Origin of the sequence: Microbacterium sp. NPDC058269 (assembly GCF_042881445.1) — a bacterium.
Taxonomy (GTDB): domain Bacteria; phylum Actinomycetota; class Actinomycetes; order Actinomycetales; family Microbacteriaceae; genus Microbacterium.
Window position 1 is genome coordinate 1,591,432 of the sequence record NZ_JBHVXT010000001.1, and the last position, 21,983, is coordinate 1,613,414.

Sequence of the window (21,983 nt, forward strand, 5' to 3'; positions counted from 1 at the left end):
CATGCCCTTCCTCATCCCCGTCCTGGCCCTGGCGATCTTCGCCCAGGGCACCAGCGAGTTCATGCTCGCCGGCCTTCTCCTTCCCCTCTCCGCCGATCTCGACGTCGACCCGTCCACGGCGGCGCTGCTGACCTCCGCATTCGCGATCGGCATGGTGATCGGCGCCCCGACGATGGCCGTGTGCGCCAGCCGCTGGGCCCCGCGGCGCACTCTCGTTCTGCTTCTGCTCGTCTTCGTCGCCGCGCATGTGGTCGGCGCCCTCGTGTCATCGTTCTGGTTGCTGCTGCTGAGCCGGGTGGTCGCCGCGCTCGCGAACGCGGGATTCCTCGCGATCGCGTTGGCGACCGTGCGGGTCATCGTCGCTCCGGCGCAGACCACTCGTGCGGTCGCCGTCCTGCTCGCTGGGACGACTCTGGCGACGATCGTCGGAGTCCCCGCCGGAGCGGCGCTGGCGAACGCCTACGGCTGGCGCTCGACGTTCTGGGCCGTCGTGCTGCTGTGCGTGCCGGCTGTGGTGGCCCTGCTGCGTGATCGCACCCTCATCGCTGTTCCGCGCTCGCCACGGGTCGCCGTTCGCGGCGAACTCGCCGAACTGCGGCGGCGGCCGGTACTGGTCGTCGTGGTGCTCGCCGTGCTCGTGAACGCCGCGACTTTCGGCGTCTTCACCTTCCTCGCCGTCATCGGTGCGGATGCGGGGGTCGACGACGCCGGGATCCCTCTTCTGCTCGCGGTCTTCGGCGTGGGAGCCTTCCTCGGAGTGTCCGCGACCGGTCGGTGGGCGGCCGGCGTCGAGCGCATCTGGATCGGGGTCGGTGCCGCGGCGACGACCGCGTGCTGGATCGGCTTCGCCCTGTTCGTCGACTCGGTTCCGGGGGTCTTCGTCGGCGCAGGTGTCGGCGGCATGCTGTCGTTCGCGGTCGGCTCTGCGCTGATCGGTCGCATCGTCGGGCAGGCGTCGGGGGCCCCGGTGCTCGGTGGCGCCTACGCCACAGCGGCGTTGAACCTCGGGGCATTCGTCGGGCCCGTGGTCGCGGGCATGGCCTATGGGCAGGCCGGGGCGGCCGGGGTGCTGATCGTGGCTGCGGGTGTCGCGGCTGTGGCGGTGCTCCTCGCTCCCCTCCTTCGTGGACGATGACCGCCCATGACCGTGATCGATGCGAAAGACTGGAGGAATGACTTCGCCTGCGCTCGACACCCTCCTGGCCCGCATCGTCGAGAGCGGGCTGCTCGAAGATCCGATCGCCGAGAACGGCCTCGTCTACGGACGGGCGAGCATCGATGCGGCGGGCACCGTGGTCAACGTCAACGTCGATCCGGAGCTGGATGAACACGGCGACGACGTCGATCACGATGCGCTGATCGCGGCGGTCTCCCGCATCCTCGCCGTGGGGGAGTCGCGCTGGCGCGCGGTGATCGACGAGGTGGCCACCGACATCGACGATGCCGTGGACGACGAGCCGGTGGTCGAGCAGATCGACCTGCGCGATGACCTCGAGGCCACGTCGGTCGTGGTGTTCGCCGATGCCGTGCTGCTCGCCTTCCTCGCGCCGAAGCAGTTCCCCGATTCGCGGATCCTGGTGCAGCTGGACGAGGAGCTCGATGTCGACGGCGTCGAGGTGCGAGAGCTCGACGGCTCCGAGACGATCGACGTCGAGACGCTCGACGAACTGCTCGACCACATCAGCGGTCCCGACGAGAACTGAGCGCGCGGCCTTCGCGTCTCGCGTAACCGAACGGGGTGATCGCACTCCTTTCTGCGGGGCAGGTATTCGACCTGTCGCAGAAAGGGAGGACTGAGTTGATCAGTCGTACGACCATCCGCCGCACCGGAGCGGTGCTCACCCTCGGCGCCTCGATCGGACTGACCGGGGTGCTGGCGGTGGTCCCCGCAGCGACGGGAGCGACAGCGCCCATCGATGACGAGGCCGCTCTGAACTGGGTCGTGAACTCCGCGCCAGGGGCTCCCACTACCGAGGCGATCGCAGCGGCGATCGCGGACGCCGGAGGAAAGACGCTCATCTCCTACCCCGAGATCGGAGTCACGGTCGCCCGTGCACCCGACGACGGTTTCCGTGCCCGCCTCCTGGAGGTCGACGGAGTGGAGTCGGTGGGCCCGACGCGTACGTCGACCGCCCCCGACCGACTGGCCGCCCCAGCCGCCTCCGCCGCCGGGGTCACGGAGGAACCGGCCTCGATGCCTGCCGAAGGCACCGCCTGGAACACGGTCGCCATCGGTGCGACGGCCCGCACGGGCGAGGGCGTCGTCGTCGGCATCGCCGACAGCGGCATCGACGCGGGGCACCCCGATCTCGCCGACCGGATCGATCCCGCGCTCTCGGTGGGATGCGGAGTCGACGGGGTGCCGGATACCAGACCGGAGGCCTGGCGGCCGTCGGCCAACCCGGGAGGTCTGCACGGCACCCACGTCGCCGGAAGCGTCGCGGGCGCCGCCGACGGGTCCGGTATCCGAGGGATGGCTCCGGGGGCGCGTGTCGCATCGATAAAGGTCGACAACCAGACCGGACACATCTATCCGGAGGCGAGCATCTGCGCCACCATGTGGGCGGTCGAGCACGAGATCCCCATCGTGAACCACAGCTACTTCGTCGACCCGTGGTATCTCTGGTGCGCTGACGCCGAGACCCAGTCGGCTGCGCTCGAGTCGCTCCGTCGCGCCTACGCCTACTCCCACGAGCAGGGGGTGCTCAGCGTCGCAGCCGTCGGCAACGAGGCGCAGGACCTCGCCACCATGACCACCGACGTGATGAGCCCTGACGATGGTGTCGCTCAGCTCCGGCCGGTGAACGCCGGGTGCGTGCAGGCTCCCGCCGGCCTCCCCGACGTCGTCTCCGTCGCCGGGGCCGACCAGGACGAGGCCACGGGGTCCCTGGTCCGTGCCGGATTCTCCAACTTCGGTGCGGGCAAAGTCACCGTCACCGCACCAGGTGTCGTGTGGTCGGCCGTTCCGCGCCAGGACGACGGTTCGATCTACGCCGCTCTCCCCGGAACATCCATGGCCAGTCCGCATGTCGCCGGTCTCGCCGCCGCACTCCTCTCCGAAGACCCGGGCCTCACCCCCGACGAGCTCACCCAGCGGATCACCCGTGCGGCCGATCCGCTGCCCGGGGTCGGCGAGGAGATGGTCGGCGCCGGCCTCATCGACGCGCGGTCGTCGGGCTCGCCTGCCGCAGTGGGCGTCTACTCGCGGATCGCGTTCACCGGTCAGCCGTTCCGGGTCAGCGGCAGCGGATACGCTCCCGACACCGTCGTGGAGCTCCGCATCGGCGACACCATCGAGCGGGTCGTCGCCGACGCCAGCGGCCGTTTCGCAACCGTCTTCCCGATTCCTGACGACGCTGTCGTCGGCGAGAGCACCCTCGATGCCGGGTCGGCGATGGCTCCGATCACCATCAGAGAGTCGGCCGTAGCTCCGATCGTCGTGGCTCCTCATCCGGGAAAGACCGTCTACGCGACGAGCACGAGCATCACGGGCACGGGTGTTCCCGGCTCGTTCGTGCGTCTTCACGTCACCGACGGGGAGCTCACCGCCTTCTTCCGCTTCGTGCGCGTCTCCGCCGACGGACGCTGGAGCGTCGTGGCCCCGCTCGCGGCGGGCGACTACGAGGTGACCGCACGCACCATCGTCGGGGACGTCACCTCGAAAGCGACGGACGCGATACGGTTCTCGGTGCACACCAAGCCCGCGATCACCTACTCCGCGCAGATCGCTCTTCGACCGGGGATGACGGACGACACCCTCGTCATCCTGGATCTCACGAACGCCGGGGCGACGACGGGCACCGGCGTCGTGGACATCGACCTCTCCAGCTATGACAGGTTCGAGACGCCCACCCCCGCCATCGGCACGATCGAGCGCACCGAACACGGGCTTCGCTGGCACCTCACGCTCGACGCCGCGCAGAAGACGCAGCTGCTGATCATCGCTCACAGCGGGGACGAGCCTTCGTTCCCGATCATCCGTGTGGAGCAGTGACCGGACGCGGTCCCTCAGGTGCGGATGCGTCTAACGTGGTCACACGGGAAGAGGGGGACGCGTGGGGGATGAAGCGGGCACCCGCATCGAGGAGTACGCGCTGCTGAGCAACTGCCGCACGGCGGCGCTCGTCTCGTCGACCGGCAGCATCGACTGGCTGTGCCTGCCGCGGCTCGACTCGGCGTCGACGTTCGCCGCCGTGCTCGGCGACGAGTCCCACGGGCGGTGGCTGCTGCGGCCGACCGACCCGGATGCGGTGAGCAGCCGACACTACGACCAGGAGACCTTCGTGCTCGTGACCCGCTGGGAGAGCGGGAGCGCGGTCGCCGAGGTGCATGACTTCATGCCGATCGGACTCGACCCCGACACGGCGATCCGCCGCACCGACCTGATCCGCCGGATCGTCGGGGTGCAGGGATCGATGAGCTTCGAGCAGCTGCTGAGCATCCGCTTCGACTACGCCAGGGTCATGCCGTGGGTGCGTCAGGTCGGATCAGCGGGGGAGCCGTGCCTGGTCGCGATGGGCGGGCCGGATGCCGTCGCGTTGCGGGGTGCTCCGCTGAGGCCGATCGATCATCAGCACCGGGGCGAGGTGACCGTGAGCGCCGGTGAGGTGCGGGATCTGCAGCTGACGTGGTTCCCCTCGCACCTCGACCTCCCGAAGACGCTCGATGTGCAGGCGGAGCTCGATGATACGAAGGCCTGGTGGCAGGACTGGGCCGACCAGATCGCGCACGACGGTCCGCACCGTGACGAGGTGGTGCGGTCGCTGCTGATCCTGCGTGCACTGACGAACCACGAGACGGGCGGCATCGCGGCCGCGGCGACCATGGCGCTGCCCGAGGAGATCGGGGGCGTGCGCAACTGGGACTACCGCTACGTGTGGCTGCGCGATGCCGCCCTCACCCTCGAGGCGCTGCTCGCCCACGGCTTCCTCGGCGTGGCAGGGCAGTGGCGGGAATGGCTGCTGCGGGCCGTGGCCGGAGACCCGGCCGACCTCCAGATCATGTACGGTCCCGCGGGAGAGCGAGATCTTCCGGAGCGGGTGCTGTCGAATCTTCCCGGGTACGAGGGATCGACACCGGTACGCATCGGCAACGGCGCGGCGGATCAGTATCAGGCGGACGTGGTCGGTGAGGTGCTGGTGACGCTGTCGGCCGCTCGGGCGGCGGGGCTCAACGAGTCGGGGTTCTCGTGGCCGCTGGAGCGGGAGCTGCTGCGTTTCGCCTCCGAGCAGATCGAGCGCCCCGATCAGGGGCTGTGGGAGATCCGCGGCGAGCCCCGGTACTTCACGCACTCTCGGGTGATGATGTGGGCGGCGTTCGATCGGGCGGTGCTCGCAGTGGAGGAGTACGGGCTCGAGGGGCCCGTCGAGCGCTGGCGCGGGCTGCGCGATCGGATGCGCGAGGAGATCGATCGCGACGGCGTCGTCGACGGACACTTCGTGCAGCACTACGAGACGACCGAGGTCGATGCCTCGCTGCTGCTCCTCCCGCAGGTGGGGTACTGCCGTCCGGACGACCCGCGGATGCTGGCGACCGTCGACCGCATCGAGCAGACGTTGCTGTCGGACGGGCTCGTGCGCCGGTATCGCACCGGAACGGGGGTCGACGGGCTCTCCGGCTCCGAGGGGGCGTTCCTCGCGTGCTCGTTCTGGCTGGTCGAGCAGTATGCCCTGACCGGTCGGCGTGCGGATGCGCATGCCCTGATGGAGAGGCTGTGCGGGCTCGCGAACGACGTGGGGATGCTGTCGGAGGAGTACGACCCCGTGGCGGGGCGGCAGCTCGGCAACACTCCGCAGGCGTTCTCGCACCTCGCGCTCGTGCGCGCCGCCGATGCCCTGGCGCGGACGGAGCCTCAGCCGCGCTGAGGAGCGCGCGGTGCCTGATCAGCACCTTCTCACGGGTGCCCGCAGTTCCTAGGATGTGGACATGGCGGAACCAGTCAAGAGGCGGGATCCTCTGGTCCAGCGCCGACGGTTCTCCGTCAACGCGGCCCTGGACGACGCGTTCTTCGTGTTCGCCGGTCTCGCCGCGATCTGGCTCGCCTATCTCATCATCACGGAGGCGTTCTCGTGGGGCTGGTGGGCCATCGGGTTCGCGGTCGCGTTCTGGCTGATCCTCGCCTACCTCGTGCTGCCGAGACTGCACTCCATCCTCACCCGCATCTACGTGCCCAGCTACTTCATCGGGCGCGCACGCACGAGCGACGGTCTGCTCGGCGACCCGGTGAATCTCGCGGTCCTCGGCACGGAGGAGCAGCTCACGCGGTGCATGGCCGATGCCGGGTGGACGCGGGCCGATGACATCACCGCGGCGTCGACGTGGCGCATCGTGCTGTCGACCCTCCTGCGACGCAGCTATGACGAGGCTCCCGTCAGCCCGCTCTTCCTGTTCGGCCGTCGGCAGGATCTCGCCTATCAGCAGGAGGTCGAGGGGAACCCCGCCAAGCGGCACCACGTCAGATTCTGGCGCTGCCCCGAGGGGTGGATGCTGCCCGGTGGGCATCGCGTGGACTGGGTGGCCGCCGGCACGTTCGACCGTGCCGTCGGATTCTCGCTGTTCACCCTGCAGGTCACGCACAAGATCGATGCGGACATCGACATCGAACGCGACCACATCGTCCGCACGCTCCGGGATGCGCACAGCGGGGTGCGCATCGTCATCATCCGCGACTTCTCCACGGGGTACCACTCGCGAAACGGCGGGGGCGACAGCATCCACACCGACGGCGACCTCCCGGTCATCGACCTCCGTCACGTCGCGGATCCGCCGGTCGATCAGGCGCCGGTCACGGAAGTGCGGGGGCTCTCGTGAAGCGTCCTCTGGCCACGGGGCTCGGGGCCGTGCTGATGTCGCTCCGCGTGGTGTGGGGGTTCATCTCGATCCTCATCTACGTGCGGAACTGGACGGCGATCCGCGAGGATCTCTTCTCCTCCGGAGACGGGGGACTGATCGTCCCTGCGGACGTGGCCGACGTGTTCCTCACCATCGGCTTCAGCGCGCTGGGCGTCTGGTACCTGTTCTACGGCGCGCTCGCCGGCCTCGTGTTCTCGGGGTCGAACTGGGCTCGCATCGTGGCGATGAGCTTCGCCTCGCTCAGCATCATCGTCGTCTTCCTCGACTGGTGGAACGCGGGCATCCCCGTCACGTTCCGTACCTCGCTCGCGAGCGTGGCCCTCGACATCCTCGTGCTGCTCGCCCTGTCGGCGCAGAGCGCGCGAAGTTTCGCCAGACGGAACGACCCGCGATTCGCCAGCACCGGTGAACCGCTCGGGTGACGCGCACGGATGCCGCGGCTCAGGGCCGCGGCATCCGCTCGCTCACAACCATTTCTTGTACTTGAACACCCCGAACAGGCCGACCGCGAAGGCCACCATCGCACCGATCGCCATCGGGTAGCCGAAGGCCCAGTGCAGCTCGGGCATCACATCGAAGTTCATGCCGTACACCGTGCCGACCAGCGTGGGGGCGAAGATGATCGCGGCCCAGGAGGAGATCTTCTTGATCTCGTCGTTCTGCGCGAGTCCGGCCTCGGTCTGTCGGCGGGCGACCAGCGCGGAGTGCACGGTCAGCGCGTTCTCGAGGATCGCCCGGAACGAGTCGATCTTCTCGTTGACGCGGATCGTGTGGTCGAGCACATCGCGCAGGGACCGCTGCAGCTCCTCGTCGATGCGGTACTTCTCCGACCCCCGACGCAGCCACTCCAGCATCCCGTTCAACGGGTGCACGGCGCGCTGGAAGTTGATGACCTCGCGGGAGAGCTCGTAGATGCGGCGGGAGAGCGCGCTGTCGTCGTCGCCGTCGCCGAAGAGCTGGTCCTCGATCTCGTCGATGTCGTTGAGGAGACCGGCCACGATCGGCTCATACCCGTCGACGACCTCATCGAGGATCGCGTAGAGCACGGCCTCGGGGCCCATCGCGAGCAGTGCGGGGTTCGCCTCCATGCGGGCGCGCACGGCGGCGAGGTTGGGCGACTCGGCGTGCCGGATGGTCACGACGAAGTCGGGCCCGACGAACAGGTGCAGCTCGCCGAACTCGATCGACTCCTGCTCGTCGCGGTAGCGCGCAGGGCGCAGCACGGCGAACAGGGTGTCTCCGTAGCGCTCCACCTTCGAGCGCTGGTGGCCGGAGAGCGCATCCTCGACGGCGAGCGGATGCAGGTCGAACTCGCGAGCGACGGACGCCACTTCCTCGGGGCTGGGTCGGTACAGACCGATCCAGGCGATGCCACCGGCGGCATCCAGCATCCGGTAGGTCTCGTCCAGGTTCTTGGGGGTCTCCACGCGACGTCCGTGGACGTACACGCCGTTGTCGATGAGCGCCATGATGCGGCTCCGTTCTCGCAGGTGCACGGCAGCAGGAAGCTCCGTGCGCGGATTCGTCAGGGGGCGGATGACGCCGCCGACGGCTGCGGAGAAGGACGTGCGAAAGCGGACCGGAAGGTCAACGAGCAAGCGCAGGGAGTCGCGACGCAGCGAAGGCGGCGTCGTAACTATCACCGGACATCGCCATCACCGCCTTTCGGGACTCTAGGGGCCGAACGACCCAACGGGTCAGCATACCCCTGTCTGCTGAGAGTCGCCTGCCGCCGGAATGCGACGCGAGGATTACGCACTCCGGACGGATGGCGGGGAGGTGCGGACAGGTGACGGGTTACACGCCCGAGCGTGAGCTCGCAGGCTGGATCGGGTGGCGCTGTCCGGCGCCTCCTGAAGCTGGGGTAGCAGCGTGCTGCAAGGGGTGTACGGGTGTTTCTGACGCGATTGAGTCTGGCGAATCGTCTGCTGGTCGGATTGGCGACCTTGGCGATCGCCGTGCTGGGGGTCTTCGTCGCCGGTGCGCTGAAGCAGGAGATGATGCCGCCTGCGACCATGCCGGCGGCGTTCGTCTCTGTGGGCGTCGACGGCGTGGCACCGGAGGAGATGTCGCGGACGGCGACCGAGCCGCTGGAAGCCGCGCTGCGCGCGGTGCCGGGTGTGACCTCGGTGTCGTCCGTGACATCGACGGGGTCTGCGAACGTGTTCGTCGAGTGGCCGTTCGAGCTCGACAGCGAGGAGACGCAGCGCGCGATACGCGCGGCGGCGGACGGCGTCAAGTCGTCGCTGCCGGCGTCGGCGCAGCTGGACATCTACTCCGGCAGCGACGATGCGGCACCGTCGATGCAGATCAGTGCGGGGTCTGCCGGTGACGAGTTCGCACTCGCGGCCGGTCTCACGCAGAAGGTGGCACCGGCGCTCAAGTCGATCCCCGGGGTGCAGAAGGTCGATGTCGCGGGGCAGCAGGAGCAGCGCATCGTCGTCGACCTGCGTCCGGCCGATGTCGAGCGTCTGAAGGTCGACCCGACGCAGATCAAAACGGCCCTCGAAGCCAAGAGCATCGTGCACCCCGCAGGGCAGGCCCCCTCGGAGACCGGTCCGACGTCGATCACGGTCGGCACCACCGTCGCCACCCTGGAAGATGTGCAGAACCTTCCCGTTCCGATCGCGTCCGGCACGGTGCCGCTCCGGGATTTCGCGGATGTGAAGGCGGAGAAGATCCCGGTCGGAAGCCTGTCACGGGTGAACGGAAAGCCGTCGCTCACGATGACGGTGACCATCGCGCCCGGAGCGAACGTCGTGCAGGTCTCGCACGCCGTCACCGCCGAGCTGACGAGGCTGGCACCTGAGCTCAAGGCCGAGTTCACCACCCTGTTCGACCAGGCGCCCATCATCGAGCAGTCCATCCATGACCTGACGGTCGAGGGAGGGCTCGGGCTGCTGTTCGCGATCCTGGTCGTGCTCGCTTTCCTGGCCTCGTGGAGGTCGACGGTGATCGCCGCGGTGTCCATCCCGCTCTCGCTGCTCATCAGTCTCATCGGGCTGTACTCCACGGGCAACACCCTGAACATGCTGACCCTCGGGGCCCTGACGATCGCGGTCGGTCGCGTCGTCGACGACTCGATCGTCGTGATCGAGAACATCAATAGGCACGCCCAGGTCGACGGCGTCAGTGTCCCGGGGATCATCGGCTCGGTGCGTCAGGTCGCCGGGGCGATCACCGCCTCGACCCTGACCACGGTGGCGGTGTTCCTGCCGATCGTGTTCGTCAGCGGGCCGACCGGGCAGCTGTACCGTCCGTTCGCGGTCACCGTGTCGATCGCTCTGCTGGCATCGCTGCTCGTCGCCCTCACGATCGTTCCCGTGCTGGCCTACTGGTTCCTGAACAGGAGATCGAGCCGTTCGTCGATCGGCGTGCACGCCATGGGTCCGGCGGCATCCGACGTGGCCCGCAGTCATCGCGACGCGGACGAGATCAATGCTCCGGAGGACCGGCTGCAGCGCGTGTTCATGCCCCGTCTGCAGGTGCTCTGGCGACGCCGGGTGCTCACCGTGACCGCTTCCGTCGTTCTCCTGGGCGTCACCGTGGGCCTCGCCACCCAGATTCCGACGGAGTTCCTCGACTCCGCCGGGAACGAGACGCTGCAGATCGACCAGTTCCCGGAGACCGCCGCGGCGCCGCCGGCGGAGGATCCGACCACCGGAGCCGCCCCGGAAGGGCAGGCCCCCGCGCCCGTCTCCGCGCCCAGTACCGCCGAGGTGATCGCGTCCGTCGAGCCCGTGGAGAAGATGCTCGGCAAAGTCGAGGGGGTCGCCGATGTCTCCGTGTCCATCCCTGTCGGGGCCCCGGACCCATCCCAGCCCCAGCTCATCTCCTACACACTGATGCTCGACCGCGGTGCCGATTCCGAAGCGGTCGGTGATCGCGTGCGGGCGCAGCTGGACAAGAGGGAGAACAGCGCGTCGTTCCAGGTCTCGTCCAAGGACTCGTTCTCCTCGGGCGGGGGCAAGAACAGTGCGATCGATCTGCGCATCCAGGGCAACGACCCGGCTGCCTTGCGTGAGGCGAGCGCGATGCTGGTCGCCACGCTGTCGACCGCCGAGAGCGTGAAGTCCGTGCGCAGCGAACTGTCCGGCGAGCAGAGCGTCGTGCGGGTGAAGCTCGACGAGGCGCGTGCTGCGACGGTGGGCATCGATCGCGCGATGGTGGCCGGTGTGGTCAAAGAAGCCCTGGAAGGCACGGAGATCGGGCGCCTGATGTTCGAGGGCGCGGAGCGGTCGATCCTGCTGCGCACCCCGGGGACCGAGCGTACGGCGGCCCAGATCGGCGAGATCCTCCTGCCGGTCACACCCCAGCAGACCGAGGCAGCGCAGAAGGCCGCGAGGGATGCGCGCCAGCAGAAGGCCGATGCGGAGGCGGCAGCCGCCAGACAGCGCACAGAGGCGGAGCAGGCGAAGCAGGTCGCCGATGCCGAACGGCAACGGAGGGCGAGCGCCGGCAGCCTCAGGGAGCTGCGCGCGCAGCTCGCCGCGCTCGCGGCCGCGCCGATCGTTCCGAGTCCGACGCCCGAGGAGCCCTCGGACCCGGGTACTCCGGAAGACGCGGGGCGTGCGCAGGCCGAGCGGGAGCGCGAGGAACAGCTCACCGCCCTTCAGAGCGCGATCGCCGATGCTGAGTCGAGCGTGACCGCGGCGGACGATCAGATCGCGCAGTCGCGGCAGGCGCAGCGCGACCAGGCCGCGGAGCTCGCCGCGCAGCAGAAGGACGCGGCGGAACAGGCCGCGATCGACAACCTGAGAGGCACGCCGCTGAAGGTCGGCGACATCGCCGCCGTGGAGAACGAACTCGTGCCCCCGGTGGTCTTCCGGGCGGAGGGGGAACGCAAGGTCTCGCTGACCATCGATCCGCGCAAGGGAAAGCTCGACGCCGCGAATGCGGCCGTGCAGGCCGCGATCGAGGAGACGACGCTGCCGGCCGGGGTGACCTTCGAGATCGGCGGGGTCAGCGCGCAGAAGGACGAGGCGTTCACCCAGCTCGGCCTGGCGATGATCCTCGCGATCATGCTCGTGCTGATCGTCATGATCGGGACCTTCCGCAACTTCCGTCAACCTCTGGTGCTGCTGGTGTCGATCCCGTTCGCCGCCACCGGGGCGATCCTCGGCCTCCAGATCACCGGTACTCCGATGGGCACGCCGGCACTGATCGGATTGCTCATGCTCGTCGGCATCGTGGTCACGAACGCGATCGTGCTCATGGACCTCATCAACAGGCTCCGCGCCGACGGTGTTCCGCTGGCCGACGCCGTCACCCACGGCACCCGGCTACGGCTGCGGCCCATCTTGATGACCGCGACGGCGACGATCTTCGCGCTGGTGCCCATGTCGCTCGGCCTCACCGGCGGCGGCGCGTTCATCTCCCGGCCGCTGGCCATCGTGGTGATCGGCGGCCTCATCTCCTCGACCCTGCTCACGCTGGTCCTGGTACCGATCATCTACACCGCCATGGAGAGCCGACGCGAGAGGCGACTCGAGCGCAGCGCAGCCATGAACGAGGATCCGGTCATCGACGAGTCTGCGATCGAGGAGCCCGCGACCTCGTGACCGATCCGACGAAGGAGCTGTACAGCGAGGACGACTTCGCGAGTGTCCGCAAGTTCGACGCGCACGTGCACGCCAACACGAGCGGCCACGCGCTCTCGGAGCAGGCGAGGGAGGACGGGTTCGAGTTGATGGTCATCAACGTCGACTCCCCCGGGTTTCCGCACATCGCCGACCAGCGCGCGGCAGCGATCGCGATGGTCGAGGCCGACCCGGAGCGGGTGCACTGGACGACGACGTTCTCGATGAGCGGCTTCGGGCTGCCGGGTTGGGTCGACCGTGTCACCGCCGGGTTGGCGGAGGCGAAGGCCGCCGGCGCCCGCGGGGTGAAGATCTGGAAGAACATCGGGATGATCGAGAGAGATGCCGATGGTCGTCTGATCACGCTGGACCACCCCGGACTGTCGCCGCTGGCCGCCCACGCCCACGCATTGGGGCTGGCCTTGATCGGTCACCAGGGCGAACCGCACAACTGCTGGCTGCCCCTGGAGCAGATGACGACGGACAACGATCGCCGGTACTTCCGCAGACGCCCGCAGCACCACATGTACCTGCATCCGGGCCGGCCCAGCTACGAAGACCTGATCACCACCCGGGATCAGTTCCTGGCAACGCATCCGGATCTCCTGTTCGTCGGTGCACATCTCGGCAGCCTGGAACATGATGTCGACCGCGTGGCCGCGTTCCTGGACCGCTTTCCGAACGCCGTCGTCGACGTGGCCGCCCGCATGAGTCATCTGCAGCACCAGTCGATCGCCGATCGTGAGCGGATGCGCGCGTTCTTCATCCGCCACCAGGACCGGATCCTCTACGGCACCGACCTGACGATCACCGCGGAGGCCGATCCGATTCGGTTCCGTCGGGCCGCCCACGCCATCTGGACCTCGGATTGGCGGTACCTGGCGACGGCGCAGAGCCAGCACGCGAAGGCACTCGACGCCGAGGTGGTCGGCCTGGCACTGCCGCGCGACGTGATCGACAAGGTGTACTACCGCAACGCCGCCCGCGTCTTCGGCACGGATGCGCGCATCCGTCAGACGTAGGGGACCCGCAGCGTCAGGGTGTACCCCTGCTGGGAGTGTTGGCGCGTGGTGAGGGATCCGCCGAGGAGTTCGGCACGTTCGCGGAGCCCGACGAGCCCGTGGCCGGCGGAGGGCAGGTTCATCGACGGCGTCGTGCCGGGGGTGTTGTGGATGGTGAGGCGGATGACGCCGCCTGCAGTGTCCGCGGTGATGGAGGCCTCGGCGCCTGGCGCATGCTTCCGGATGTTCGTGAGACCCTCCTGCACAGTGCGGTAGAGCGCCCGCTGCACTCCGGCCGGTACATCCGCGGGGAGATCCAGGGAAGTGCCGGTGGGGATGCCGGAGTCTCGGATGAGGTCGGGCAGATCGTCGAGAGTGGGTTGCGGCGCGAGCTGGCCCCCCGCGGCGCGCAGGAGGGTGACCATCTGACGCAGCTCGTCGAGCGTCTTGACGGCGAGGGAGCGCATCGTGCGTGCCGCGGTCTTGACGTCGGGGTCGGGCGTGCTGATCTGGAGCGCGCCGGCCTGGACGGCGAGGAGGCTGACCTGGTGGGAGACGACGTCGTGCATCTCGCGAGCGATCCTGGCGCGTTCTGTGGCAAGGATCTTCTCCTCGGCGTGGCGTCGTTCGCTGTCACGCACCTGCTCCAGGTCGTGCAGGCGCGCGGTGAGTTCCTTGCGGGTGCGCACGAGCAGCCCCAGGGCAATCGGGGCAGCGACCGTCATGACCGCATAGATCGCCCCCGTGACCAGGGATTCGTTGAGGGGCCCTCCCCACAGGACGCGGGTGTCGGCCGCGAAGACGACAGCACCCGCAGCCAGGGTCAACCAGCGTCGTCGCTCGACGACGGCGACGGAGTAGAGCGCGATCAGGCAGGCGACCGAGATGAACGGGATGATCAGGGTGGGGAGGGCGAGGGCGAGGGACAACCACGGCCAGCGTCGTCGGAGGGTCAGGCCGAGTGCGCCGATCACCCCGAGAAGGAGGCTGATCCGCGGATCGGGATCGATGTAGGACGCATCGATGTAGAACATCGTGTCGCCGCTGAGGGCGGCGTCGAGATAGAACAGCGTGTCGCTGAGGGCGGCGGCGATCAGGAGGGCATCGATCAAGGGCGGGGTCAGCCACCGTGGACGTGTCATCGGGGGGCGCCGGGTACGCCGTCGGTGAACCCGCCACGCTCCGCGATGAGAGCCGCTTGCAGGCGGCTGGACACGCCGAGCTTGCTGAGGATGGCGCTGACGTGGTCTTTGACGGTCCCCACGCTGAGGTGCAGGCTCGCCCCGATCTCGCTGTTGGAGTCGCCGTTCGCCAGCCGTGCCAGCACCTGCTGCTCGCGGTTCGTGAGCGTGTCGATCAGCGCCGACGACGCCCGGTCCTCGGCGCCGAGATACCCGTCGATCACGGTGCGCGAGACATGGGGGGACAGCACGATCCCGCCGGCGGCGAGCGAGCGGATCAGCGTCGGCAGCTGCTCCGGGTCGGTGTCCTTCACCAGGAAGCCGCTCGCCCCTTCTCGGAGCGCACGAGCGATGTAGTCGTCGGAGTCGAAGGTGGTGAGAACGGCCACCACCGGAGGATCCGACATCTCCCGGATGTCCTTGAGGACGTCGAGGCCGCTGCGACCCGGCATCCGGATGTCGAGCAGCACCACGTCGGGCGTGTGGCGGCGGATGGACTCGGTGGCCTCCATGCCGTCGACGGCGTCGACCACCTCGATGTCATCGGCCGCGCTGAGGATCAGCTGGAATCCCGAGCGCACCAGCGCCTCGTCGTCAACAAGCACCACGCGAATCACGGACACACCTCTCGCCTGCCTGACCGGCCTGAGCCCACGATACGCGGCCCCTCTTCAGCAAAGGGGTCGGAGCTGCGATATTCCGTCCGATGGCGGGGAAGAGCAGCCGGTCGGCCCGGCAGCCGGACCGTGATCCCGAGATGCGGGGCTACGCGAGGGCGACGACCTCGCCGCCGCGGGCTGCGGAGGCCAGGGCGGCCGTGGCGATCTCGACCGTGCGAATGCCCACGCCGGCGTCGGGCTGCGGCTGTCGCCCTTCGCGCACGGCCCGCACGAACTCGTCGAGCAGCAGAGCGTCGAGGTCGGCGCCCACGGGACTCCACGTCTCGCCGTGCGCATCGTGCCCGGCGACGCCCCGGGCGAAGGGGCTCACCGTGACGGTGCCACGCTCGGCCACCACCTGCAGGGTGAGCCCGCCCCAGGTGGGGGAGCTCATCGGCCAGCTCCAGGAGCAGTCGATCGTGGCGATGACTCCGCTCGGGTACTGGAGCGTGACCAGGCCGCCGGTCTCGACCTCGAGGTCGCGCTCGGCATGCAGGGTGCTGTTGGATACGGCGCGGACCGATCGGGCCCGCTCGCCGAGCAGTTCGTCGAGCAGGTCGGCGCAATGCACGACGTGGTCGACCAGTGCGCCGCCCCCGGCCAGCTCGGGATCGGTGAACCAGGCCCGGTCCTGCGGCAGCTTTCCGTTGTTGATCCCGGTGACACCGAGGATTCTCCCGAGGCGACCACTGCGCAGCTCGGCGATCGCGTCGCGCACGCTGGGGGCGAAGCGCACCGGGTAGGCGACCATCAGGATCACACCGGCACGCTCGCACGCCGCCCGCATGGCGATCGCGTCTTCCACGCTGGTGGCCAGCGGCTTCTCGCAGAGCACGTGCACCCCGGCGGCGGCGGCGCGCTCGACGAGGGCGCGGTGGCGGGAGTTCTCGGCGGCGATCACCACGGCATCGGGCTTCCAGGCGAAGGCCTCGTCGTAGGTCTCGACGTAGGCGACACCGAGCTCCGCAGCCAGAGCGGCTCCGCGCGGAGCGTCGTCGGGAGCGGCGGCGCCGTCAGGATCGGCGGCGATCAGCTCGACGCCCGGCATCGCCGCGAGTGCGTGCACGTAACTCAGGGCATGCGTGTGGGCGAACGAGAGCACGGCGATCCGCAGCGGGGCGGGAGCGGTCATCGGGTGGCCTCCTCGGCGTTGCGGGACGTCGCTTCGGTGGCGGCGGCTTCAGCGACGGCGGCTTCAGTGGCGACGGCTTCAGGTGCGGCGGAGGGTTCGGGCAGTGCGACGGGGGCACCGGACGCGATCGAGGCATACGCGGCCTCGGCCACGGCGACGGCCTCGATGCCGTCCGCCGGGCTGACCCTGGCTTCTCGACCCTCGCGCAGGGCGGCGACGAAGTCGGCGATCTCGGCGAAGTACGGACTCTCCTGCGGCGACATCGGCGGCAGGTAGTCGGTGTCGCCCTCGGGCAGCACGGCGTCGGTGCGCAGCGCGTTGTCCTCGGCGCTGTCGTAGCGTAGGCGTCCCTCGGAGCCCGCGACCTCGACGCTCGTGCGGAACGGCATCCCGGGCGCGACCCAGCTGCCGTGGATGTGGCTGATGACGCCGTTGCGGTGGGTGAGCACGACGTGCGCGGTCACCGGTGCGGGCACGTGGTCGTCGACCGTCGGCGGGTTCTGCACCGCGTAGACGGTCGCGACGGGGCCGGCGAACCAGACCGCCTGGTCGATGTCGTGGATCATCAGATCGCGGATCACTCCGCCGCCCGCGCTCTCCGAGAAGAACCACGGGGTCTGCGGCGCGGAGCCGGCGCGACTGAACCGCTGCACGGCGAGCGTGCCGATGCGACCGGCGTCGATGCCGGCCTTGATCTGGGCGTACTCGCCCATGTACCGCACCACGTGAGCCGGGAAGAGTCGCACTCCGGCCTCTTCGGCGGCTCGGGCGACGGTGGCCGCGACAGCGGCGGTCGCGGCGAGCGGCTTCTCGCAGATCACGTCGAGTCCTCGGGCGATGGCCCGCTGCGCGAAGTCGGCGTGCGTGCTGCTGGGGGTCACGATGTCGACGATGTCGACCAGCCCGATGAGGGTGTCGACGTCGGCGACGAGCTCGAACCCGTACTCCTCGGCGATCTCCTCGGCCCCGACGAGGGAGGTGACGAAGCCTTCCGCGCCGAGCGCTCGCCACGCGTCGGCGTGCACGCGGGAGATCCCGCCGGCGCCGATGAGTCCGACCTTCAACGTGCTCACTGCTTCTCCTCGGTGGTCGTGTCGTCTGTCCCCGCCGGCTCGACGGGCAGCGGTGTGATCGGCGGGGCCGGCATGTCCTCGATGCCGTAGATCTCGCCGGCATGGCGCTGGAACGCGTGCACGACGGCTCCATGGGCTGCGGCCTCGGCACCCAGGCGCGCTTCGGCGATCGGCACCTGGAACGGCAGGCCGAGGTGGCCGGGCAGAGCGGCGCGCAGGGGGTCGAGCAGCTGCTCGTGCGCGGCGGAGAGCCCGCCGCCGATCACGATCATGGCCGGATCGACCGTCATGGTCAGGGTGGCGATGCCGTGGGCGAGCTCATCGATGAAGCCGTCGAGCTCGTGCCGGGCGGCGTCATCGCCCTCGCGTGCCAGCGCGAACACCTCGGCCGCGGTCGGAGCGGTGCGCCACGAGATCTGACCCGTCTCGGTGTTCAGCCCGCGGAAGGCGAGACGGCCGATGTCACCGGCGGCGTTGTGGATGCCGCGGCGCGGACGTCCGCCGAGGATGAGGCCCATCGCGATGCGGTTGCCGACCGAGAGGTAGATCACGTCGTCGACGAGCTGCGCGACACCCAGATGGTGCTCGGCGACGGCGGCCAGACGCACGCCGTTGTCGACCGCGACCGGGCAGCCGAAGGCGTGCCGCAGCTGGGAGCCGATGTCGATTCCCGACCATTCGGGGATGACGACCGAGGTGGTCACGCGCCCCGCGTCATCGACGATGCCGGGGAGCGAGACGCCCACCGCGCGCACTCTCGAGGTGGGGAGGGAGATGGCGGAGAGGGTGCGGCGCACGTCGTCGATCACGGCCGAGAGCTTCGAGGCGCCGTCGGGCTGCTCGGCCACGCCGGAGTAGCTGCGCTGCGCGATGACGAGCCCTGACAGGTCGGCGAGTACGACGCGCACGCTCGCGACGCCGATGTCGACGCCGACCACGGTCCCGGCGGCGGCGTGGAAGGAGTAGCGACGGGCCGGGCGTCCTGCCCCGCCGCCGTTCTGCACGGGGGCGTCGACGATCAGGCCCGAGTCGGCCAGCACGGTCACCGCGTTCTCGACCGACGTGCGCGAGATCTCGAGCGAACGCGACAGATCGTTCACGGTCGCGGGCCCGGTATCACGCAGCTGCAGAGCGGATCGCGCGACGATCGAGAGCGGGCTGTTCACGGCCATGTGCGGTCCCTTCCTCTTCTCCGTCGTCGGGTGCGATCAAATTAGCACACCCAATTCTCAGATCAAGCTTTGTTGTTCTCGAACGAGAAACACGGCTGAAACACGGGTCTGAGAACTTGTACTTGACGAATTATCCCATTGCAGTGTCATAATGAACCGTACTCAGCACGGTATAAGCAAAGGAGCACCATGCGCGTCAGCAAGTTCACCGGCGTCGTCGCGGGAATCGCGGCCGCCACCCTGTTGGCCGGATGTTCGGCCGGCGGAGGCAACACCGCAGAGGGTGAGCAGGACATCACTGTCTGGCTCTACCCGGTCATCGCCGACGAGGCGGTGCACAAGGACTTCTGGGACTCGACGATCGCCGACTTCGAGAAGCAGAACGAGAACATCAACGTGAAGTACGAGATCTTCCCGTGGGCGAACCGTGACGAGGCTCTCCAGACCGCGATCGCGGCCGGCAAGGGCCCCGACGTCGTCTACCTCATCCCCGACCAGCTCGCGGCGTACCAGAAGTCGATCGCCCCCCTCAACGACCTGCTGAGCACGGAGCGCCAGGACGACCTGCTGCCGAACGTGAAGAAGTCGGTCACGCTCGACGGCGACATCCTCGGAGCCCCGATCCTCACCAGCGCCCAGCCCCTCATCTGCAACGCCGCCGCGTTCGAGGCCGCCGGCGTCACCGAGTATCCCGAGACCTGGGACGACATCACCGCGATGGCCCCCAAGTTCACCGAGAAGGGCATGTACGCCCTGAACTACCCGGCATCGGCCGAGAACACCCTCAACCTCACCTACTACCCGCTGCTGTGGCAGGCCGGCGGCGAGGTCTACACGAAGGACGGCGACGTCGGGTTCGACAGCAAGGAGGGCGTGCAGGCGCTCACCTTCCTCACCGACCTGGCCGAGGCGGGCGCCCTCGACCCCGAGGCGCTCACCACCAACGTCCCGCTCGAGCAGACCGCGGTGGCCCAGGGCAAGGTCGCGTGCACGTGGAACAACGCGGTCAACGAGGTCGTGCCCTTCTGGGGCGAGGAGAACGTCAAGGTCATGGCGCCGCTCACCGAGAAGGAGTCGGTGGCCTACGGCACGGTCGGCTCGCTCTCGGTGCTCAAGGGTTCCCAGGCGCAGGACGCCGCGGCGAAGTTCGTCGAGTACGCCACCGGCGCCGACGTGGTCGAGCCGTACCTCAAGGCGGCAGGCTACTTCTCCGCTCTCAGCACCACCGCGCCGCTGTACGCGGACGACCCGCTGCTCGGCGAGGTCGAGAAGTACGTTCCCGACACCACGGTGGGCGAACTCAACGCCTCGTCGCGCGCGCTGATGGGCGTGCTCGCGCCGGAGATCCAGGCCGCACTCCTCGGAGACAAGTCTCCGGAGGACGCGCTGAAGGATGCCGCGACAGCTGCGGCACCCCTGATCAAGAAGTAGCTGGTCGAGAAATAACACCCGGGGGCATGCGGAGCCCGAACTCCGCATGCCCCCGCACCCCTTCACTCCCCCCACGTGAGGTACCACTGATGACGACGGCAACCACGGCGAAGAAGCCCGCAGGGCGGGTCACCCGGGTGCTCGCACGACGAGAGGCGCGGATCGCGTTCCTGTTCGTGCTCCCCGCCTTCCTCCTGTTCATCGCCTTCCGCTTCGGCCCGAGCATCGCCGGAGTGGCTCTGAGCTTCTTCGACTACGACATCACGGGTGAGATCTCGTGGCGGGGTCTCGACCACTTCCAGCGCATGGTCGCCGACCCGCTGTTCTGGCGGGCGATGGGCACCACCCTCATCTACACGGTGTTCGCGGTGCCGATCGCGCTCGTGCTCTCCACCGTGATGGCCCTCGGTGTGCGCCGGGCCTTCCGGGGCGCGCGCTTCTTCCGCTCGATCTTCTTCCTCCCCGTCATCACCTCGCTGGTGCTGGCCGGCTCGATCTTCGTCTGGATCTTCTCCGCGAACGGACCCTGGTCGGCGCTGATGACGCCACTCGGTCTCGGTGGATCCTGGCTCGGCAGTACCGTCCTCGTGATCCCCGCGATCGTGGTCGTCGGCGTCTGGTCGCGGTTCGGCTACGGGATGATGATCCTCATCGCCGCCCTGCAGGACGTGCCGCGCGAACTCGAGGAGGCGGCCCTGGTCGACGGGGCGAACGCCTGGCAGCGCTTCCGGTACATCATCCTCCCGGTGCTGCGCCCGACCTTCTTCTTCCTCGCGGTGATCGAGACCACCGCCGCATTCCAGGTGTTCGACGTCATCTACGTGATGACCCAGGGTGGGCCGGCCAACGCCAGCTACTCGCTCGTCTACATGCTCTACGACCAGGGCTTCCGCTACTTCGACTACGGCTACGCGGCCGCCATCGGTGTGGCCCTGTTCGTCATGACCCTCGTCGTCGCGCTCATCCAGCGCCTGGTGATCGGAAAGCAGAAATGACCGCTCTGTTGCAGCCGCCGACCCAGACCCCGGCGACGTCGCCGAAAATGTCGACGAAGCAGCGCCGCGCCTACCGCGCGCTCCAGCCCACCGGCTGGGGGATCGTCGGCCGGTGGATCTGGCTGAGCCTGGCCGGCATCCTCAGCTTCTTCCCGTTCTACGCGATGGTCGTGCTGAGTCTGAAGCCCGGCATGGTCGTCGAGCTCCCGGGTTCCCTGCTCCCCTTCCAGGACATCTCGTTCGACGCCTACGAGCAGGTGCTCGCGGGACAGAACATCCTCGGCTGGCTCGGCAACACCCTCATCTACTCGCTCGTCTCGGTCGTCGCGGTGCTGTTCCTCTCGGCGCTCGCCGGTTACGCCTTCGCCAAGAAGCGCTTCCGCGGCAAGGAGGTGATGTTCTGGTCGTTCCTCGCGATGGTGATGGTGCCGTTCCACGTCACTCTCATCCCGACGTTCATCCTGATGGCGAACCTCGGTGGCGTCGACACCTACTGGGGCCTGATCCTGCCGTCGCTCGCGAACGCGCAGGCCGTGTTCCTCATGCGCCAGTTCATCTCGGGCCTCCCCGACGAGCTGTTCGAGGCCGCCCGCATCGACGGCGCAGGCGAGTTCCGCATCTTCCTGCGGATCGTGCTGCCGCTGTGCAAGCCGATCCTGGCGACGCTGGGCATCTTCGTCTTCCTGTGGCACTGGAACGACTTCCTGTGGCCGCTCATCATCGCGAAGTCCAACGCGATGTTCACACTCACCGTCGGCATCTCGTCGCTGCAGCAGCAGAACGTTCCGCTGAGCACCATGCTCGCCGGTTCAGTCGTGGCGCTGCTGCCCATCTTCCTCGCGTACCTCATCGCTCAGCGGTACGTGCAGGAGGGCGTGGCCGGTACGGGCATCAAGGGCTGAGAAGAA

At 68.7% G+C, this 21,983-nt stretch carries 17 protein-coding genes; 11 read left to right on the forward strand and 6 right to left on the reverse strand.

Annotated features, from left to right (window positions below; all coding sequences use genetic code 11):
* The first annotated feature begins 1 nt into the window (after nucleotide 1).
* From ACFVWL_RS07825 to ACFVWL_RS07850, 6 genes are all read left to right on the forward strand, one after another.
* The gene (locus ACFVWL_RS07825) at nucleotides 2-1,135 is read left to right on the forward strand and encodes an MFS transporter (protein ID WP_387180658.1); all 1,134 of its coding nucleotides are present in this window, start codon (nucleotides 2-4) and stop codon (nucleotides 1,133-1,135) included.
* A 37-nt stretch (nucleotides 1,136-1,172) separates the two neighbouring features.
* Nucleotides 1,173-1,703: a cytochrome C5 gene (locus ACFVWL_RS07830; RefSeq protein WP_387180661.1), complete on the forward strand. Its 531-nt coding sequence runs from the start codon at nucleotides 1,173-1,175 to the stop codon at nucleotides 1,701-1,703.
* A gap of 95 nt (nucleotides 1,704-1,798) precedes the next feature.
* Nucleotides 1,799-3,994, forward strand: coding sequence for a S8 family serine peptidase (locus tag ACFVWL_RS07835; RefSeq protein ID WP_387180664.1), 2,196 nt, complete (start codon nucleotides 1,799-1,801; stop codon nucleotides 3,992-3,994).
* A 61-nt stretch (nucleotides 3,995-4,055) separates the two neighbouring features.
* Nucleotides 4,056-5,864, forward strand: coding sequence for a glycoside hydrolase family 15 protein (locus ACFVWL_RS07840; RefSeq protein ID WP_387180667.1), 1,809 nt, complete (start codon nucleotides 4,056-4,058; stop codon nucleotides 5,862-5,864).
* 61 nt (nucleotides 5,865-5,925) lie between these two features.
* On the forward strand, nucleotides 5,926-6,810 hold the full coding sequence (locus ACFVWL_RS07845) for an LssY C-terminal domain-containing protein (protein WP_387180670.1): 885 nt from the start codon (nucleotides 5,926-5,928) through the stop codon (nucleotides 6,808-6,810).
* The gene (locus ACFVWL_RS07850) at nucleotides 6,807-7,274 is read left to right on the forward strand and encodes a hypothetical protein (RefSeq protein WP_387180673.1); all 468 of its coding nucleotides are present in this window, start codon (nucleotides 6,807-6,809) and stop codon (nucleotides 7,272-7,274) included. Before ACFVWL_RS07845 ends, ACFVWL_RS07850 begins: the two co-directional genes overlap by 4 nt.
* 42 nt (nucleotides 7,275-7,316) lie before the next feature.
* On the opposite strand, the gene ACFVWL_RS07855 is transcribed toward ACFVWL_RS07850, so the two are convergent.
* Complete coding sequence (locus ACFVWL_RS07855; protein ID WP_387180676.1) at nucleotides 7,317-8,321, reverse strand: magnesium and cobalt transport protein CorA; 1,005 nt, start codon at nucleotides 8,319-8,321, stop codon at nucleotides 7,317-7,319.
* 423 nt (nucleotides 8,322-8,744) lie between these two features.
* Between ACFVWL_RS07855 and ACFVWL_RS07860 the strand changes: the two genes are divergently transcribed.
* Together ACFVWL_RS07860 and ACFVWL_RS07865 are read left to right on the forward strand one after the other, a co-directional pair.
* Entirely contained in the window at nucleotides 8,745-12,413 is a 3,669-nt protein-coding gene (locus tag ACFVWL_RS07860; protein WP_387180679.1) for an efflux RND transporter permease subunit, read from the forward strand.
* The gene (locus ACFVWL_RS07865; protein WP_387180682.1) at nucleotides 12,410-13,453 is read left to right on the forward strand and encodes an amidohydrolase family protein; all 1,044 of its coding nucleotides are present in this window, start codon (nucleotides 12,410-12,412) and stop codon (nucleotides 13,451-13,453) included. Before ACFVWL_RS07860 ends, ACFVWL_RS07865 begins: the two co-directional genes overlap by 4 nt.
* On the opposite strand, the gene ACFVWL_RS07870 is transcribed toward ACFVWL_RS07865, so the two are convergent.
* The 5 genes from ACFVWL_RS07870 to ACFVWL_RS07890 all read right to left on the reverse strand — a co-directional run bounded on the left by ACFVWL_RS07870 (nucleotide 13,444) and on the right by ACFVWL_RS07890 (nucleotide 18,649).
* A complete protein-coding gene (locus ACFVWL_RS07870; RefSeq protein ID WP_387180685.1) occupies nucleotides 13,444-14,574 on the reverse strand; it encodes a sensor histidine kinase in 1,131 nt (376 codons plus the stop codon). The two genes, ACFVWL_RS07865 and ACFVWL_RS07870, sit on opposite strands and share 10 nt — an antisense overlap.
* The gene (locus tag ACFVWL_RS07875; protein WP_387180688.1) at nucleotides 14,571-15,236 is read right to left on the reverse strand and encodes a response regulator; all 666 of its coding nucleotides are present in this window, start codon (nucleotides 15,234-15,236) and stop codon (nucleotides 14,571-14,573) included. The genes ACFVWL_RS07870 and ACFVWL_RS07875 overlap by 4 nt, the downstream gene beginning before the upstream one ends.
* 142 nt (nucleotides 15,237-15,378) lie before the next feature.
* Complete coding sequence (locus ACFVWL_RS07880) at nucleotides 15,379-16,404, reverse strand: Gfo/Idh/MocA family protein (RefSeq protein ID WP_387180690.1); 1,026 nt, start codon at nucleotides 16,402-16,404, stop codon at nucleotides 15,379-15,381.
* Nucleotides 16,401-17,477, reverse strand: coding sequence for a Gfo/Idh/MocA family protein (locus tag ACFVWL_RS07885; RefSeq protein WP_387180693.1), 1,077 nt, complete (start codon nucleotides 17,475-17,477; stop codon nucleotides 16,401-16,403). The genes ACFVWL_RS07880 and ACFVWL_RS07885 overlap by 4 nt, the downstream gene beginning before the upstream one ends.
* Nucleotides 17,474-18,649, reverse strand: coding sequence for an ROK family protein (locus tag ACFVWL_RS07890; RefSeq protein ID WP_387180696.1), 1,176 nt, complete (start codon nucleotides 18,647-18,649; stop codon nucleotides 17,474-17,476). The genes ACFVWL_RS07885 and ACFVWL_RS07890 overlap by 4 nt, the downstream gene beginning before the upstream one ends.
* 189 nt (nucleotides 18,650-18,838) lie before the next feature.
* Between ACFVWL_RS07890 and ACFVWL_RS07895 the strand changes: the two genes are divergently transcribed.
* The 3 genes from ACFVWL_RS07895 (at nucleotide 18,839) to ACFVWL_RS07905 (ending at nucleotide 21,977) form a co-directional block, all read left to right on the forward strand.
* Nucleotides 18,839-20,080: an ABC transporter substrate-binding protein gene (locus ACFVWL_RS07895; protein ID WP_387180699.1), complete on the forward strand. Its 1,242-nt coding sequence runs from the start codon at nucleotides 18,839-18,841 to the stop codon at nucleotides 20,078-20,080.
* 89 nt (nucleotides 20,081-20,169) lie between these two features.
* The gene (locus tag ACFVWL_RS07900) at nucleotides 20,170-21,075 is read left to right on the forward strand and encodes a carbohydrate ABC transporter permease (protein WP_387180702.1); all 906 of its coding nucleotides are present in this window, start codon (nucleotides 20,170-20,172) and stop codon (nucleotides 21,073-21,075) included.
* On the forward strand, nucleotides 21,072-21,977 hold the full coding sequence (locus tag ACFVWL_RS07905; RefSeq protein WP_387180705.1) for a carbohydrate ABC transporter permease: 906 nt from the start codon (nucleotides 21,072-21,074) through the stop codon (nucleotides 21,975-21,977). Before ACFVWL_RS07900 ends, ACFVWL_RS07905 begins: the two co-directional genes overlap by 4 nt.
* The last annotated feature ends 6 nt before the right edge of the window (nucleotides 21,978-21,983 follow it).